Genomic DNA, 16,915 nt, shown 5'->3' with positions numbered 1-16,915 from the left:
CCGATGCAGGTGAAGGCGATCGCCCATGCCAGGATTAAGACCGACAAGATCGATGCCGGCGTTTGGCGCAGCTCCATGCCAGCGGCTTTCTGCCGGAGGTCTGGGTACCTGACGAGCGGACCGAGCGGCTTCGCCGCCTCGTCGCGCGGCGCAACCAGGTAGTTCGGCATCGCACGCGCGTGAAGAACGAGGTGCATGGCATCCTGCAGGCGCACCTAGTGCCGAAGTGCCCGCATGCCGATCTGTTCAACAATCGCGGTCGCGCCTGGCTCGAGCGGCAGGTGCTTCCCGACGGCGAGCGGGCCGCTATCGCCCGCCACATCCGCGAGATCGATCGCCTGGCCGAGGATCTGGCCGACCTCGATCGCGACATCGCCCGGGAAGCGGTTGATGATGCGCAAGTCCGGCGGCTTCAGACGATCACCGGCGTCAATGTCATCGTCGCGAGCGGTATCATCGCCGCGGTCGGCGACACCCGGCGGTTCCGCGAGCCGCAGAAGCTGGTGAGCTACTTCGGCCTCAATCCGCGTGTGCGCCAATCCGGTCTTGGCTTGGCGCAATATGGCCGGATCAGCAAACATGGGCGTTCCCATGCCCGCGCCATGCTGGTCGAGGCCGCCTGGGCGGCGGCGAAGGCGCCCGGACCGCTCAGGGCCTTCTTCCTACGCATCCGTAACAAGCGTGGTCATCAGGTCGCAGCTGTGGCGGTCGCCCGCAAGCTAGCCGTGCTGATCTGGCATCTGCTGACAAAGGAGCAGGACTACTTCTGGGCTCGCCCGGCGCTGGTGGCGGCAAAGCAGAGGCAGCTCGCTCTCAAGGCCGGCGCGCCGGGCGAGCGCGGTGTCGGTCGCCGCGGTTCGGCTTACGCCTACAACGTGAAGGAGTTGCGAAACAGCGAGAAAGCCGCGGCCGAGAATGCCGAACGTGCCTACGAGCTAATGGTTCGGCATTGGCGGTCACGAGGGCCGAAGCGGCGCACGGACGCCACAAACGAGGAACGACTATAACGGCTGCGTGGCGGCACTCTCATCCTCTCGCACCACTCTTTGCCACGTGGTCGTCCGTGCCGGACAAATATAGCACAAGGAAATGTGGCGGCACGACCTACGCCCTCGGTCCGCTCCAGAACGGCGCCGTGCTCGACGCCGTCAAGGCGTGGCCTGGAAACCTCGCAGCCGGCCGCGGCGCCATCGCACCGGCCAGCCTTGACTGCGTCTCGACACGCTTGCATGGGAAATCCTGTGGGCCGGGACGAAGAAACAGGCTCACCTGAGCCGAACAAAGAAACGCAACAGGAATCGAAAAAGTCGAAATCAGGCTTGTCGATGTCATCCGTCGTGTAGATGATGCAGCGCCCGCTCTCGTGATAGGCGAAGAGGGGCAGACGTGCTCCCAGGTGCGCCGCCAGCTCTGAGTGATCGCCGGATAGCGCTGCCCCCAGAAGCCGGCCTCGAAGTCCTCCAGGGCTTTCATACCGGCGCCGGCCTCCTTGGCCCGGTAGATGGCCCTGAGCGCCGGCACGACGGCTTTGCGATCCTTCCACGACACGAACTCGAGCGAATGGCGGATCAGGTGAACGATGCAGGTCTGGACGGTTGTCTGGGGAAAGACGGCGCCGATCGCTTCTGGAAAGCCCTTGAGGCCGTCGACGACGGCGATCAGGATATCGGCGACGCCGCGGTTCTTCAGCTCATTCATGACGCGCAGCCAGAACTTGGCGCCTTCGGTCTGCTCGATCCAGATGCCGAGGATCTCCTTGGTGCCGTCAGGCAGGATGCCGAGCGCGATGTAGATGGCCTTGTTGCGAACGAAGCCCTCGTCGCGAATTTTGATCCGGATGGCGTCGAAGAAGACCAAGGGAAAGCAGGCGTCCAACGGCCTGTTCTGCCATTCGGCGACCTCCTCGAGCACGGCGTCGGTGACGGCCGAGATCAGGTCCGGCGAAACGTCGATGCCGTAGAGTTCCTCCAGGTGGCCGCGGATCTCGCGCACGCTCATGCCGCGCGCGTACATCGACACGATCTTGGCGTCGAAATCGGGAAAGCGGCGCTGATACTTTGCGATCAACTTCGGGTCGAAGGAGCCGGCAGGGTCACGCGGGATCGAAAGTTCGAGCTTCGATGTGCCCGTCAGAACCGTCTTCTTCGAATGTCCGTTGCGCCGGTTCGCCAGTCCTGTGGCTTGCTCCTCGTCAAGATGATCGTCCAACTCGGCGTTCAGTATCCGCTCCGAAAGCGCCTTCTTCAGATCGTCGAGCAAACCGTCCTTGGCAAACAGCTCCTGCGGGTCGCGCCCGGCAAGCAACCGATCCAGTACTTCCTTCTCAATGGCCATGCGATGATTCTCCTTTCCGTCATCATGGCCTCACGCACACAATTCCTGACAGTCCCCCGCCGGCATCAGACGGATTCTTAGCACCCGATCACACTGGCACCACCGGCAGAACCAGCCGTGAGAGCGTGTTCGGACCTGAGAACACTGTATTTTTCGCGACCACGCCCCGGGTCTCTGAGAAGCCATCCCCGCCGGTGTTCATGTTGCGGTCGAACCGAGGAAAGTTGCTGGAACTGACTTCCAGCCGTATGCGGTGCCCCGGCGCAAACCAGTTGGCGGTCGCGTTCAGATCCACTGTGATCTCGTAGATTTGGCCGGGGTTGAGCAGTTGCGGATCCTTGAACCCGTCGCGATATCGCGCCCTGAGGATGCCTGTTTGCAACTGGATAGCGCGTCCGTCGGGGTAGACATCTACCAGCTTGCCTGTGAAATCCGTATCGACCGCCGAGGAGGACACGTGCAGGACCATCTTGATCGGACCGACAACGGCTAACCCCTGCTGAAGGACCTCACTCGTGTAAACTAAGACGTCTTGCCGTGCCTCGACGAACCGTTGATCAGTCATTTCAACAGTCCAGGAGCGCATCTGTCCTGTTGGTGTTGGATCGTGCGGATCGTATCGGTATGCGTCCGTGGACGATGTATCTGGCGGGTTGAAGGAAAGCTGCCCGTCCCCGTTTAGGCTATTTGCCCCCTGTCGGCTCGAAATGTATAGATTCCAATATTCAGTCCCTAGGAGGGGCATGTCTTTGGCAGTCCGCCATTCGTTTTTGCCGTAAAGCCAATAAGTTACCCTAGGCATGTCGTCGATGGCGCCAAGCTCACCTTTGACCCAACGGTCGTTCCACTTTACCATGGCGCCCCAGAGATCGAAGCGAGTATCACCTAACTCAAGATCGCCGAACTGGAAGCTCTCGGTAAACGTATCGAAACTGCAGTGCCTGCCTGGCCCAATTATCAGAAATTGGTTGTCGCGGACTGTAGCATTGGCTGCATTGGTCCTGCCAAACTGAAAAGCGTCGATCGCCTCTCCAGGCTGTATGTCGTTCCAATTGTAGATCCACAGGGCCGGCGTATACAACTGGTCCTGTTCCGTAACAAGTTCGCTGTCCTCATACCAGTAGGATGACTCAGGCGGATGGGACATCGCGTTGTCGAAGTCCGTGGGTGGCAAGCCCGCACGTTCGAGAATACCGGCGATTGGCAGATCTGACATCAAGTTATCAATGTCAACCTTCGGCTCGGCACCCTGCCAGCGAGCGAACGAGGTAAGCATGCTTGAGTACTCGCGGGCCCCACCCGTGTAGTTCCAGAGCATAGTACAGCGGCCTACTCCGGAACTGAACGATCCTCCCGCTGACATTGGGGTGATCGCCTTCAAACTTGGTGTGCCGGTAACTCCGCCCACTACCTGCACGTGACCCAGATACGAACACCCCCACATTCCCATGCTGCGCGCGGACCAGGGTTGCGCGTCGAGCCACTTGGCCGTGTCCTCGAAATCGCACCGTTCCCACTTACCTGACCTAAAGACTCCTTCCGACTCCCATGTCCCACGGAAGTCTTGAGCTACCACGCCATAGCCCGCGCTGACGTAAACATCGACCGGGCCTGCGCCTGAGGAAGTGCGCTGCACCGTGCAGCTGTTGACCAGCGCCGAGGTGCTCTGCGTCACCCAGTTCGGGCGGAACTCGTTCTTGTCATATGGGGTACGAATGAGAATTAACGGGAATGGCCCGGGCCCGTCCGGCAGGTAAATGTCGGCGGAAAGCCTTACGCCGTCACGCATCGGAACCTTGACGCTTGGCAGGAATCGATGGCCGCCGCCGGCGTCATTCAGGCCTGCCGGTGGAAACGGCGGGAGTGGGGTGACCGCCGATGCACCTAGAGATGTATCTGCGGGCACCGCTGCCATTGTACTATCCTTCATAACATTCGCCTCCTGAAGTCGGTGGTCGGGTTTTGGCTGAAAAGCCTGAGTGGCTCGAAGTTGACCTTAAGTCCGCCAGCCAGCACGCACACCGGTGCTTCAGCGTCACTTCTACGCTTGGGTTCTCTTTTGGGCACTGGTTGAAGGCAAGGGGCATCGGGGACCGAAACGAAACAAAGACACTCTGCTCTCATTTCGCGTCCGTGGAGGTTCATCTGATAGTGGGCAGTCAACTTGGTCTTGGCTAGCTTCGGTGTTCTAGGTTTCGAGTAATCTTCCTCATGGCTCATCGAATGTGGTGCCTGCAGCTCGCGCATTTTCATGCACAGTGGTCAGCGTGTCCGACACTAGCCATGCCAACATGTGCGGCATGAGTGCCGCCAAGTTGTGCCCGAAATGGGCGAATCGCGTTAAGCCCGCATTCGGGATCTGTGTCTGCATCCACTCAGAGTGATAGGGCGACGCCATAAGATCCTCAAGACCACAGAAGAGGCGAGTCGGAACTGTTATCGAGCCGAGTTCGAAACCCCATGGCGACACCCAAGATTGAGCGTCATCAACGTAAGCATCTTCCTCTGAATAGGGCGATTTGGGCAATGCAAGCTGTCGTTCGATTTTGTCCCACAGTGGAGCCATTAACTTTGCTACACGGAGGTCATTTTCTGGACGTATTTGTCTCTCGACTTCCGGGTCGCTCAACTTATCCACTACACGCCTGTAGAAATCACGCGACGCCTCTGGACCTTTCCGCGCCTCTACGATCTCTTCACGCAATAGCGGAGAAGGCCCTTGAGTGTAGTCGAACCCTCCGCAGCCAAAATTCGGCCCGTTGCCCGCGACGCACGCTGCCTTTGTAATGCGCTCCGGCAACAATGCAGCAGTAGCAAGAGCAAGCATACCGCCGCCTGAATGGCCGTACACCGCAGCGCTTTCGGCTCCAAGATGATCGAGAATGGTCCGAACAACCGGGACGACGTCCACAACTTTGCGGCCCGGTTCGGGGGTTGACCCTCCGTAGCCTTGCCGATCAAACGTAACTAGGCGACAGAATATCGGGCCGCTAGCGATGTAGTCCACAACATGTCTCAGCCCGGTGTCGGGGGTGCCATGAATCCCAACCACAAGCGGCACGTCGGGCGGCCCAATCTCGTATGCGCGTAGGGTTTTTCCCTCCGACAATGGAACGTCAAAGACGCGGGGAATCAGGTACGTTTCAATTAAAGTCGGTTGTTTCATCTTTTGTCCTATTAACTCGTTCTCTCTCCAACGATTTCTGAGTTTAGGTCGTTGCAAACCGACGCCTCGGAACGGACTAGCAACCGTCCTGAGTCAATCACGCGAACCGATACTGCCGATCCGCCAAGCTCTCAAAGAGCATTATTTTGCGAGCCAGCATGCGGACATATGCTGCGGTCCCACCTCGACGGCTGGTGGCTCCTCTTGTCGGCACCGGTCGAATGCCCGCGGGCATCGGGGATGAAAACGGCAGCCCTTAGGCACTCGGGCGGCGCTCGGGATCTCGCCGTGCAGGGCTTTTATGCCTCCGCGAGGTCCGTTATTGCGAACACGAGGCGTGGCGTCTCGCAGAGCGATTGTATACGGATGCTGGGGATTTAGGGTGATGTCATCGGGGCCACCGATCTCAACCACTCGGCCGAGATACATGACCGCAATTCGGTCGGCTATCAACCATGCGAGCGGCAGGTCGTGCGTGATAAAGAGCAGCGCCAGATTCTGCTTGTCGCGAAGATTGATAAGCGTTTGGAGTATCTGGGCACGGATTGAGACATCGAGCATCGACACCGGTTCATCGGCAACGATGAGGTCCGGTTGGACAACCAGCGCTCCCGCCACGACGACGCGCTGTCGCTGACCGCCCGACAACTCTTGCGGAAAACGGGCGAAGAACTCCCCCGGAGGATTGAGCCCCGCGGCCGACAGAGCTTCGCTCACCCGCTTGGTGAGTTGAGCGTGGCTATCGACGAGTTTCAGCGAGCGCAATGGCTCTGCCACGGCATCGAATACAGTATGTCGCGCATTGAGTGCCTGGTATGCATCCTGAAAAATCATCTGCACGCGGTGCCGATAAGGTCGAAGTGCCGAGAAGCCCTGCAGCGCTGTTACATCCTCGCCATCGAACAGCAGCTTGCCACCGGTGGGCTGAACCAGCTTGGTGATGACGCGGCCAACGGTGGTCTTGCCGCTTCCGGATTCGCCAACCAACGCGACAATCTCGCCGCGGCCAATATTGAGGTCGACCCCATCCACAGCTCGCACGACGCTGCTCGGTCGTCCCAACATACTGTCGAACAGCCCGCCCTGGATGGGAAAGCCAACCTGCAGGTTCTCTAATCGCAAGATATCGGCGTTGTCAGGCATGAGCTTCTACCTTCGGCGCCTGCATGGGAGAGCTGTGAAGGTGACAAGCCACGCGTCCTTGCCCGCACCCTTCAAGTTCGGGGAGTTCGGTTGTACAAACCGGCATGGCAAACGGGCAGCGTGGATGGAACGCGCAGCCCGATGGCCGCTTCACAAGGGTGGGTGGATCGCCAGGGATAGGGCGCAACACCCGTTTGCCCTTTTCCGGATTTGGTATCGATTCGATCAGTAGCCGGGTGTATGGGTGCTTAGGGGCCGCGAAGATATCGGCGACGGTGCCATCCTCGACGATGCGGCCGGCATACATGATCATGACGCGGTCACAAGACTCGTGGACCACGGACAGGTCGTGAGTAATCAACATGAGAGCAAGATTAAGGTTCGATCGAAGTTCAACCAGCAGCTTAAGAATTTGAGCCTGGTTGATGACATCGAGCGCCGTGGTCGGCTCGTCGCCGATGACGATCGCAGGGCGACATGCCAGTGCCATGGCGATCATCACTCTTTGACGCATTCCGCCAGACAATTGGTGTGGGTAGGAGGCACCGCGGTCCGCCGGGATCCCGACAAGCTCAAGCAATTCCCTTGCTCTCGCGATCGCCTGGTCACGCGACATTCCAAGCTTCAGCATGCACGGTTCAGCAATCTGCTTGACGATGCGGTGAACAGGATTAAGCGCGTTCATCGCACCCTGGAAGATGACGGAGGTGTCGTTCCAGCGATGTGGTCGCATCGCTGCATCATCATCGATTGGCAGTCTGGCGCCGCGATAGCGCACCTGGCCGCCGCTGACCCTGGCGTTGGGCGACAAAAGTCCCGCGATCGCCATGGCAGTCGTAGTCTTGCCGCTGCCCGATTCCCCGACTAGCGCGACGGCTTCCCCGGCACGTAGTTCAAAGCTCACATTCTGAATGGCGGGCAACGAAACGCCCTTCAGCCCATAGTCGATGCAAAGCCCGTTGACGGACAGGAGAGGATCGGCGGCCTTTTGAAACATATCATTCATGGAATCACGCGCCGGCGCGGGTTGAAGGTATCGTCAAGTGCATTACCAAGCAGGACGAAGCCAAGCGCGACCGTGAGCACGCACACACCTGGTGCGCCGAGATACCACCAAGCTCCAGCACTCGCGGCGCCAGCCCGCTGCGCCAGGGAAAGCAAAGTGCCCCATGAAGGCTGCAACGGATCACCAAGGCCAATGAATGAGAGCGCGGTTTCGGTATAGATCGCGCCGGCTACCACCAGCGCGCCATTGGCGGCGATCTGCGGCACGAGGTTAGGCAGAAGATGCCGTATCATGATGCCGAGATCGCTAGCACCGGCGACCCTTGCGCGATCCACGAAGGGCCGCTCTCGAAGCGAGAGTGTCTGACTGCGAATGATGCGAGCCACGAACGACCAACTCGTCAGACCGATAACGACAACGATGACGAAAAGAGAAGTCCGGAAGCCCAGGATCTCTCGGCCGCGCCCCACGACCTCCACAAACACGGGCGCAATGACCAGCGCCAGGACGAACGCCGGGACGATGAAGAAGAAATCGGTTATGCGCATTAGCCAAGTGTCGACCCTGCCGCCGAAGTAGCCTGACGTTATGCCCACTGTTGTCCCGACGACGAGACTGATCATGGTCGCTATAAGCGCGATCGTCAGGGAAATGCGCGCGCCATGGACGACAAGATTGAGTACATCCCGCCCCGCTTCGTCGGAGCCCAGCAAGTGTTGCGTATCAGGTGACGTCAGGAAATCGCCGCTTGCGGTGGCTGCCGTTTCGAGCGGTCCGACGAGCGGACCAGGTATTGCTGCCAAGACAAGGAAGAAGGTCAAAGCCACGACGCCAACCCAAGCGCCGCCTCGCTCGAAGAGCCGGCCCAGGAAGTCTTTTATTGCCCGCAGTCGGGCGCCACGACGAGATTCCGCTACCACTTCGGTCATTGCCTCACCCTCGGGTCAAGTAGGCCATAGGTCAGGTCGGCGAAGAGGTTAGCGAGAACGATCGAGGCGCCGAGCAACAAGAAGACACCCTGGAGAACTGGATAGTCTCGAGCATTGAGGGCCTCGACGGTTAGACTACCGATTCCCGGCCAGGCGAACACGGATTCAACGGTGATGGCACCCGCCACCACGTAGCCTAGATTCAGAGTCACCAATGTCACAACAGGAAGCATTGCATTGCGGAAGGCATGACGCATCAGCATCTGGCCATTGGTCAGTCCCTTGGCCCGGGCCGTCACCATATAGTCCTCCGCCACAACATCACTCATGGCAGCCCGCGCCACCAGCACGTATTGGCCAATCAGCCCCAAGGCTACCGTGGAGGCAGGAAGCACGAGATGCCCTAGATAATCGGCTAACGAGTCGAGAAATCCGGGGCTGCCGCCGGGCGAATATGCGCCATAGCCGGGGAGCCAACCCAATCCCGTGCTGAAGACCACAACCAGGACCATGCCAAGCCAGAACGATGGTGTCGAGTACAGCGTCAGGGAAGCGCCGGTTGCGACAGTGTCAACGATCCCGCCTCGGCGCCAGCCAGCGTAGATGCCAAGCATGACGCCGCAAAGGATTGCGATAATCTGAGCCACACCGACGAGCGCAATCGTCGCAGGCAGCCGCTCCAGCAGAAGGTCTCCGACCCGCTGGCCACTGTATTTGAAACTATACCCGAGGTCGCCACGGAGTGTTGCCTCCATGTAGTGCAAAAGCTGATCAGGAAATAGCGGTCGATCAAGGCCCCAATTCCGACGCTGCGCCTCTATCTGCTCGTTGGTTACTGCAGTTCTAGCACCTCCCAAAAGAAGATTTGTCGGGTCACCGGGAACGATCCGGAACAACGTGAAATTCAGAACCGCCACCGTCAGAAGTGTTACGACAGCCCTGAGGACGACTTGCCCGATCCGTCGGCTCGGCCCACTACCCTGGGCATTGGAGGTCATGTTAAACCGGCTTCAGGCGATCGAACGGAAAGTAGCTCCACATCGAGATGATGTCCTTCGTCCCCCAACCTTCGAAGCAATCCTTGCGACGGGCTTCGAGCGTGAAGGGGTAGCACAGGACGATGTAGGGTGCCTCGGCGTAAATGAGGCGCACCGCCTGTTCGAGCAGTTCCTGGCTCTTCTTGAGGTCGACGGTGACCTCGATCTGCGACAGGAGGCTCTCGAATTTTTCGTTTGTCCAGTACGACCTGTTGTTGGTGCCGACTGCTTTGCCGCTGCCCAAAATGAGCAGATCGGAAGGGGCGGGAGATAACCAGTTGCTGTCAACAAGCAGGTCCCAATCACCGCCACCATTCTCTGGAGCTCTCCATCGGGTACCGAACGCGCTGTCGTCGAGTTGACTTACCGAGACAGGAACCCCGAGTTGCCCCAACCAGCCGGCGATAAGCTGTAAGACGGTGATTGGTATCGAGCCGTTACTTCCCCCTCCGGATGAAGTGATCAGCTCGAGCTGGAAGCTCTTTCCCTCCTTGTCCTCCCGAACACCATCGCCGTCTTTGTCACGATAACCCGCAGCGTCCAGCCGGCGGCCCGCTTCGGCCAGATCGAAATGGCGCCTGATGTCACTTAGGTCCGAGTAGTAATCCGTCGCCGCCGGGAAGACGAGCCCCACGCCGGGGTCGGCGTGTCCACGCATTGCCCGATCGACGATCGCCTTCTGATCGATGGCGTAGCCGATGGCATCGCGGAATGCCGGATCCTGCAGGGCCTTGGTGCTGCCCGCCCCCTTTCCTGCCAGCGTGTTGAAGGCGAGGAAAACCCGATTTTCGGTGCGGGATTCCCCGACCACGATGGCAGGATCCTTCGAGAGGTCCGCCCACTGTGCGGCCATCAGCCCAAATCCATAATCGAGGCCGCCGCTCTTCAGGCCCTGGGCGATGGAATCGACCGTAGGGAATAAGTTCAGGATCACGCCGGCCGCGGCCGGTCGCCCCGTGCGAAAGTATTGATTTGGCGTGAGGCGGGCAAACTGGCTGCGCCGGAATTCTGAAACGATCATGGGCCCCGTGCCCACCAGAGGCGGGTTGTTGGGGAAGGTGCCCCGCGCATCGGCGTAGCTAATGTCCTTCCAGATGTGCTCGGGGACAATCATAGTCGTGTTGTCGATAGGCCAGCGGGTTGGAACCTTGGTCACGATCTGCAAAGTCCCGTCGTCGACGGCCGTGATAGACTCGACGTGCTCCAAGCCGCTCGTGTTGTTCCAGCCCACGTTTAGCTCGTCGGGCTTACCCATGGAGTCTCGGAGATAATTGTAGGTGAAAGCCGCGTCTTGAGCCGTGGCTGGCTTGCCGTCCGACCACTTCAAGTCCGGCCAGATCTTGAAGTTCCAAGTGAGGTTGTCTGCGCCTACGGACCACTCCTTTGCAAACCCTTTCCTGTCGGAGTGGCGCTGGGCGTCCACGCCTACCAAATAGTCGTAGGTGAATGCCGTCGGCCAGAACGAGCCCCATGTTGAAAAGGGATTCATCGAGCCTGGGCTGGACGTTGCGCCTAAGCGCGCGATGTGATCATCGCACGATCCTGCAAAGGCCGATGAATTCAACACCCAGGGCGCTGCCGATCCCAAAAGCATCGCCTTGACAACGGAACGGCGACTAAGCGACCCCTCGTTCATTCTATCCTCCCCTCTTTACCGACTTTTGCCGGCGTGCATTTGGGATCAGGATAAATTTGTCACACAACAATTACGCATCTAAATTCCACGAACTTTGAAACGGGGACGGCATTGTTCCTACCCCACTGACGCGAATCGATGAATCGGATCGAATCTCGCATGGCAGCCATTCCCATCCAGTCATCTCCAAGCGCGGTAACCTTGCTTGCGCGCTCCCATCGCCGGTCTCGTCATAGCGGCGATAACTCCCGGCCGTCGAAATCCCGATCCGGAAGAACTCCAGCGTTGCGGAACGGCGGAGCGGCTGGAGGTCCAGTCGCTGCATCGGGGTCGTTCAAAGCTGGTGGGCGCGGCACGACCAACAAGTTGCTCCATGCTGAGGCGCGGCACGACTATCGCACAGGGCGCCGCAAGCGCGAGCAGGCTGTGGAGGCATTGCTCGTGATCCGGACTTCATGGCCGGCAGCCGCTCCGCCGCCTGCCTGCGGAGATGCAGGAGGAATGGCTCGATCTCGACCGCCGTATCGAGCGCTTCGGACCGAGAGTTCGTCAAACTGGCCCGCAACGATGCAGCCGCTCGGCGTCGTCGATCCCCGGTATCGGTGTTCTCAATGCCACCGCTCTCGTCGCCGCTGTAGGGGACGGGCCAGCGATATGCGGACAGGGGCCTGAGACTCCGGGAGAGAGTCGGCTTCGATCTGCACTGGGAAGATAGCGCTTGTTGCAGATCGGCGAGGTGTTCATCCACCTCAGTCTAAAGCCATGTTGCCTTACAACCCGTGATCGTGACATGGCCGCGGACTGCGTTCCGCGTTGTCCAATGTCTGACGATGTCGGACATTGGACGTTCCGGTATGAGCGCCGTCTGTTGTTTCAACACGATTCTCCCCTTGGCACGGCGCATGCAAAGAAATCTGCAAACGTGTCAGCGGACTCAAGGAGAATCGTGTTGGAGGTCAGAGACAGCCTGATGCCATCGCGCCTTGGAACGCCGCTCGGGACACCAAATGGAGGGTTATAGCCGGTGGCAAGTGAAGCGCTCATCTTGTTTGAAGGCCACACAAGGGGTGTTGGCCTACTATACGTGCAAGCCGCCAAACGTCTGGGCCTTCGTCCAATTAACTTTTCGGCAGATCCAACTCAGTATGACTACCTTGCGGCGGAAAAAGTCGAGACGATCCGTGTCGATACTGACAGCCTCGATGCGCTGATACGAGAGTGTTCGCGGCTAAGTGCCACCTATGACATTGCTGGCATTACGACATCCGAGGAAAACGTCTATGCGACGGTTGGCAAGCTCTGCCGGCATTTCAATTTGCCGGGGCCGAACCCTGCGTCAATTGAACGATGCTGCGACAAGTTCACTCAACGTCAGATCCTTGCGGACGCCGGTGTTCCAATACCTGCTTATTATTTAGCAGCCAATGCGAGGGCCATAGAAAGCGCAGCCGCGGAGATCGGTCTGCCGGTCATTCTTAAGCCAGCCGTCGGCTGCGGCAGCCGGGGTGTCCGGTTATGTCGCACCGCCGATGAGTTGGCCGAACATACAAGCTATCTTTTGGGCGGGGACCACATTTGGCAATCTTCGCCGAGGATACTGGTCGAAGAGTTCGCGCAAGGGCCCCTTTATGGCGCTCAGATAATGGGAAATGAGGTCATTGGGATTTGTGCCGCTGACTTCGGCCCTCCACCGCACTTCGTCTATCGTGAGTTCACCTTTCCAGCCGCTCTGACCGATAAGGAGCATGAGCGTATCGCCGATATTTCACTGAGCTGTCTGCGAGCACTCGGCCTGGGCTGGGGGCCAACAAACATAGAACTCCGGTGGACGAAGCGTGGCCCAGTCGTCATTGAAGTTAATCCGCGTCTTGCTGGCACGCCCGATCCTCAATTGGTTCAGTTCGCTTATGGCATCGATCTCATCACCGAGCACATCAATCTTGTCGTCGGCGATGAATGCAATTTGCGCAGAAGGCATTCGCAGACTGCGGCCGCGCGGATCCTCCTTCCTGATCAGGACGGTACTCTCGATTGGGTCGGTGATAACAGTCTTCCGGCTGCTGTACCAGGTGTTGCCGAGGTCAAATTGTATGTTCAACCTAAAACGTCCATCATCAGGCAAGGCGATACCCGGGACTGGCTCGGACATGTCATCGCCGCTTCGCCGAGCCATGCTCAGACTAACACTGTTCTTCAGCGTGCCGTTGACCTGGTAGGTTTGTCGATCACCCCATTTCCGCCGTAAGCGCATTTCTCATGGAGGTAGTGAAGGAAACGCTCGGTCTGCCTATCGAGAGATTCCGGTCTTTGCTCAGGAGCCATGTGCACTTGCGGCGCTATGGCGGCCGCCGCCACGAGTTTGGGCGGAGCGATCAATGAACACCGGTCCGGCCTAGTGTAGCCGCTTAGCTCCTCGTGCAGGCGTGATGTCACCGTGGTTCTCATATCGAAATGCGTGCGGCCGAGCAAACGGCATGAAAAGCAAGGATTGAGGTGAGGCGCCCGCCCGACGCCCACCGCCGAAGCCGACATAGTCGACGTCCGGCAGTTGGCCGCCAGCTAGCGACGGCGCTTCGGAGCATGAAGAGGTGTGCCAGCAATCAGATCTCGTAATATCGGTGCCGGCCTGTGACATGTAGACACTCCGCTTTTTTCAGCGCATTAACAAGGAGTATTGGCGTGCAAAGCAACGTAACGACACTGGAGATTTCGAAGTACATTTGTGCAGCAGACGAACTGGGGCGCAAGTCCGGTCTCCACATTACCACGGGCGACGATTTTGAGCAGTATGTCGGGATTACCCGCAGAATCCCCGGAAAGTTTCCGACGTTTCCAAGCTTTCGGCCGGACTGTTCTGACCTTCAGTCTGGAACGGCGTTTTGGATCATCGGGCGGGACCGGGATGGAAAAGTAGCGCATGTCCAGGCAATGCGTTTGGATGATCTGTCCAACACAAGCCTTGCTGAGCACCTTGGGTCGCTCAGAGCATGGTTCGCGGATCCAAACCTCAAAGCCAGCCCAGGTTCCTCGTGTAGCTGCTACGCGCCGAGTGCTCGCAGGATAACCGGGCTGGTAGCGTATCACGGCGACGTCTGGTTGAGGGAGGACTTTAGAGGCCGCGATCTTTCAGCCTTTATTGGTCGCATTGCGTTTGGACTGGCGTGGGCTAAGTGGTCGCCAGATTTTATTTACGCGCTGGTCGCGGACTGGCTCATCGAAAACGGCGTTGTCGATCGCTACGGCTATCTTCATCAAGAACCGCAAGGATCAGCCCTTCGCTTGCCTTCACAGGGAATAGACGACGAAGATTGGCTCGTTTGGCTTGCGCGGGACGAACTGTTGAAGCAGATTTCACAATCATAGGGACTATTGACGTAAAGCGCTTCGAGCCTGCGGCGTTTCCGTCTGGACGAATGCGCCTGCATTACGCCGTTGTGACGACGGGCATAGCGCACATCGCGCCCAGCAGGCATGCAACTTGCTGCTGTGAGATTTGCCAGTCAGGCGTCTGCGGGCTTTCGGAGATCAGCGGCTGGATGACAGCTTGTCGAAGCTGAGACCGGTGGGCTAGCAACGGCGACTCCCGGGGGGTTCGAGAGACGGCCATGGGTGCTCCGCAGCTACTGATCAGACATGGACGACTCTCATTACGACCTCCGGTATCTAACCGCGCTCACCGCGTTCGAGGCGTTGGCGCGGCGTTTGTCGTTGAAGCGCGCGCCGTTCACTCCGAGACGAACTCAGCATGAAGAAGCGAAATGACCAAAATTGAATGTCCCGCAGCTGGACGACGGGCCTGGCTCACAGTGGCAATCCGCAAAAACGTCCGCTCGTTGAGCCGGCTTCGCTTGTAGACGGGAGGGATGGGGTGATGGCGAAGGAAAGACGCTGGGCAAAGGCGGGTTTGAAATTTGGCAACGACGAGCTTCGAGCAGGACTGGGCAGCATGTTTTTTTGAACAGGCAGTTCTTGGCCCTCAGATTCCGAAGGTGGCCAGCTTGCATCTACTCTACACGAGGAATTTATGAATACGTTGGCCGACCAAAACGCACTTCGACAAGCCGCGCAAAAGCGGATCAAGGCATCACATGCGCTCGACGGTGACGCCAAACTTTTGGCCGGATATTATCGTGACTGGGCTGGGTCCTACGAGTTGGACCTCGAGCGCGAACACTACCGCAGCCCCTTGATCGTGGCTGAAATGGCGGGCGCCGTGCAAGCGGCCTATATCGGCAGAGAACGAGCAGCCATGACAATCCTGGACGCTGGCTGCGGTACAGGCCTAGTTGGCATTGAACTGGATCATCTCGGCTTCCGTTTGATCGACGGATTTGATCTCTGCGAGACGATGGCCGAAATGGCGAGGCAAACCGGCACCTACCGCCATGTCCAAGGGGACGTTGACCTCAATAGACCACTCTCGGACTATTCCGGCGCGAGCTATGATATGACCGTGTGCTGCGGCGTCTTCACACTTGGACATGTCCGGCCGCATGGCCTGCGCGAGTTGGTCCGCGTGACGCGCTCGAACGGATTTGTGGTGGTAAGCACTGAAAGGAGCTATTCGGAGGCAACGTCGTTTGAAAATGAAGTGTTGTGTCTCCAGCAGGCGGGCGTCCTTACACCAGTACAATATCTGAGCAACGCAAGATACATCGGGGAGGAGGACGCGCACTATTGGGCGTTCCGAGTCCATCGGGGGCCCGACGGCATAGGCGATCACCTCGCGTAGAAGATCGGAATCCACGCGCTTCTTCATAAGCCTGCAGGTTATCATGGCGTCGGTCCGGTGGTTTCTCAGCGTGGCTTCGATAAGCCGATAAGCACAGACGCTACCCACTGTGCTGCCGGGCCACCCCATGTTCCGGATGTCACCTTCTGTGATAACCCTGTCCGGTTCAAGACGTCCATGTTCGGAACCCGACTTATTGGGGCGCAAGTATTCCGCCGTTGCGGCGCGAACCTTGGCGTTGAGCCTCTTGCACGCACGGCCTCTTAGGTGGCACGCCAATTGCGTAAAGCAGGGTGAATGATCCGTCTCTGGCCGAGGAGGTCTATAGAATCTTGCTCGAACGATCCAGATCAATGCGACAGACGCTGCACTGTTGGGTGCGGTCCAGCCAAATTGAGCTTTGCCGCGTACCTCACAGGAGCCCGCTGTCATCCGCCCAGCAGCGGCATTGCTCCTGTCCCGTCTGGAGGGTGCGAGCGCGGGGTGTCACCACCGCCTCGTCGCGGCTGATCGCGAACGGATCTGCAGAGAGGTCAGGGTTCGGCGGCAGCAATCAATTAGCAGAGCGTCAAGCTCACCGAGACACAGGTCACCCGGTTATGTTGCAGCCAGAAAAGTCAAGTGTCGCAAGCGTAGCGCAGTGATCGACGCCGAAACGCGAGCCCTGTTCCGACGATCTCGCCTGCCGGCGGCAAATCACATGTTAACGAGCCTGAAGGGAGGCGATATGTCAATCCACAATCCCACCCATCCCAACGGCCCCGTAGGAAGGGATGCGAGCATCTCGACTAGAGAGCTTGTAGCAGCAGCAGCCGACGAAGTTTGGAAGCCCACATGAACCACCAGACGTTCGGCGGCACAGATGCGACAGAGATCATCGCCGAGGGCGGGCCGCAGCCAGGGAATAATTCTGGCCACGGCGACGCTCTTTG

Annotated in this window: 10 protein-coding genes and 2 pseudogenes; 4 read left to right on the top strand and 8 right to left on the bottom strand. The window is 58.8% G+C overall.

Annotated features, from left to right (window positions below; all coding sequences use genetic code 11):
* Positions 1-1,007 (top strand): annotated as a pseudogene (locus NKH90_RS32960) (IS110 family RNA-guided transposase); the annotation flags it as partial.
* A gap of 314 nt (positions 1,008-1,321) precedes the next feature.
* On the opposite strand, the pseudogene NKH90_RS32955 reads toward NKH90_RS32960, so the two are convergent.
* The 8 genes and pseudogenes from NKH90_RS32955 to NKH90_RS32920 form a co-directional block, all read right to left on the bottom strand.
* Positions 1,322-2,334: pseudogene (locus NKH90_RS32955) on the bottom strand (IS256 family transposase); the annotation flags it as partial.
* A gap of 88 nt (positions 2,335-2,422) precedes the next feature.
* Complete coding sequence (locus NKH90_RS32950) at positions 2,423-4,249, bottom strand: CocE/NonD family hydrolase (protein WP_352823379.1); 1,827 nt, start codon at positions 4,247-4,249, stop codon at positions 2,423-2,425.
* A 294-nt stretch (positions 4,250-4,543) separates the two neighbouring features.
* The gene (locus NKH90_RS32945; protein ID WP_352823377.1) at positions 4,544-5,500 is read right to left on the bottom strand and encodes an alpha/beta fold hydrolase; all 957 of its coding nucleotides are present in this window, start codon (positions 5,498-5,500) and stop codon (positions 4,544-4,546) included.
* Between the two features lie 141 nt (positions 5,501-5,641).
* Positions 5,642-6,643, bottom strand: coding sequence for an ABC transporter ATP-binding protein (locus NKH90_RS32940; protein ID WP_352823375.1), 1,002 nt, complete (start codon positions 6,641-6,643; stop codon positions 5,642-5,644).
* A complete protein-coding gene (locus tag NKH90_RS32935) occupies positions 6,636-7,649 on the bottom strand; it encodes an ABC transporter ATP-binding protein (RefSeq protein ID WP_352823372.1) in 1,014 nt (337 codons plus the stop codon). The genes NKH90_RS32940 and NKH90_RS32935 overlap by 8 nt, the downstream gene beginning before the upstream one ends.
* The gene (locus NKH90_RS32930; protein WP_352567611.1) at positions 7,646-8,578 is read right to left on the bottom strand and encodes an ABC transporter permease; all 933 of its coding nucleotides are present in this window, start codon (positions 8,576-8,578) and stop codon (positions 7,646-7,648) included. Before NKH90_RS32930 ends, NKH90_RS32935 begins: the two co-directional genes overlap by 4 nt.
* Entirely contained in the window at positions 8,575-9,576 is a 1,002-nt protein-coding gene (locus NKH90_RS32925) for an ABC transporter permease (RefSeq protein WP_352823370.1), read from the bottom strand. Before NKH90_RS32925 ends, NKH90_RS32930 begins: the two co-directional genes overlap by 4 nt.
* Before the next feature lies 1 nt (position 9,577).
* Positions 9,578-11,251: an ABC transporter substrate-binding protein gene (locus tag NKH90_RS32920; RefSeq protein WP_352823367.1), complete on the bottom strand. Its 1,674-nt coding sequence runs from the start codon at positions 11,249-11,251 to the stop codon at positions 9,578-9,580.
* A gap of 1,024 nt (positions 11,252-12,275) precedes the next feature.
* On the opposite strand from NKH90_RS32920, the gene NKH90_RS32915 reads away from it, so the two are divergent.
* From NKH90_RS32915 to NKH90_RS32905, 3 genes are all read left to right on the top strand, one after another.
* Positions 12,276-13,496 carry an ATP-grasp domain-containing protein gene (locus tag NKH90_RS32915; RefSeq protein WP_352823365.1) on the top strand — a complete coding sequence of 407 codons (1,221 nt, stop codon included), beginning with the start codon at positions 12,276-12,278 and terminating at the stop codon, positions 13,494-13,496.
* Positions 13,497-13,930: 434 nt separating this feature from the next.
* Positions 13,931-14,614: a hypothetical protein gene (locus tag NKH90_RS32910; RefSeq protein WP_352567615.1), complete on the top strand. Its 684-nt coding sequence runs from the start codon at positions 13,931-13,933 to the stop codon at positions 14,612-14,614.
* 661 nt (positions 14,615-15,275) lie between these two features.
* A complete protein-coding gene (locus tag NKH90_RS32905) occupies positions 15,276-15,983 on the top strand; it encodes a class I SAM-dependent DNA methyltransferase (protein WP_352823363.1) in 708 nt (235 codons plus the stop codon).
* Positions 15,984-16,915 lie beyond the last annotated feature (932 nt).

Origin of the sequence: Mesorhizobium sp. M0898, assembly GCF_040319695.1 — a bacterium.
Taxonomy (GTDB): Bacteria; Pseudomonadota; Alphaproteobacteria; order Rhizobiales; family Rhizobiaceae; genus Mesorhizobium.
The sequence above is the reverse complement of the archived record's forward strand: the minus strand, read 5'-3'. Positions and strand labels throughout refer to the sequence as shown.

Excerpts from the sequence above, each read along its gene's own strand:
- NKH90_RS32925 (WP_352823370.1), bottom strand. The coding sequence starts at position 9,576 with ATGACCTCCAATGCCCAGGGTAGTGGGCCGAGCCGACGGATCGGGCAA.
- NKH90_RS32940 (WP_352823375.1), bottom strand. The coding sequence starts at position 6,643 with ATGCCTGACAACGCCGATATCTTGCGATTAGAGAACCTGCAGGTTGGC.
- NKH90_RS32950 (WP_352823379.1), bottom strand. The coding sequence starts at position 4,249 with ATGGCAGCGGTGCCCGCAGATACATCTCTAGGTGCATCGGCGGTCACC.
- NKH90_RS32935 (WP_352823372.1), bottom strand. The coding sequence starts at position 7,649 with ATGAATGATATGTTTCAAAAGGCCGCCGATCCTCTCCTGTCCGTCAAC.
- NKH90_RS32905 (WP_352823363.1), top strand. The coding sequence starts at position 15,276 with ATGAATACGTTGGCCGACCAAAACGCACTTCGACAAGCCGCGCAAAAG.
- NKH90_RS32920 (WP_352823367.1), bottom strand. The coding sequence starts at position 11,251 with ATGAACGAGGGGTCGCTTAGTCGCCGTTCCGTTGTCAAGGCGATGCTT.
- NKH90_RS32930 (WP_352567611.1), bottom strand. The coding sequence starts at position 8,578 with ATGACCGAAGTGGTAGCGGAATCTCGTCGTGGCGCCCGACTGCGGGCA.
- NKH90_RS32945 (WP_352823377.1), bottom strand. The coding sequence starts at position 5,500 with ATGAAACAACCGACTTTAATTGAAACGTACCTGATTCCCCGCGTCTTT.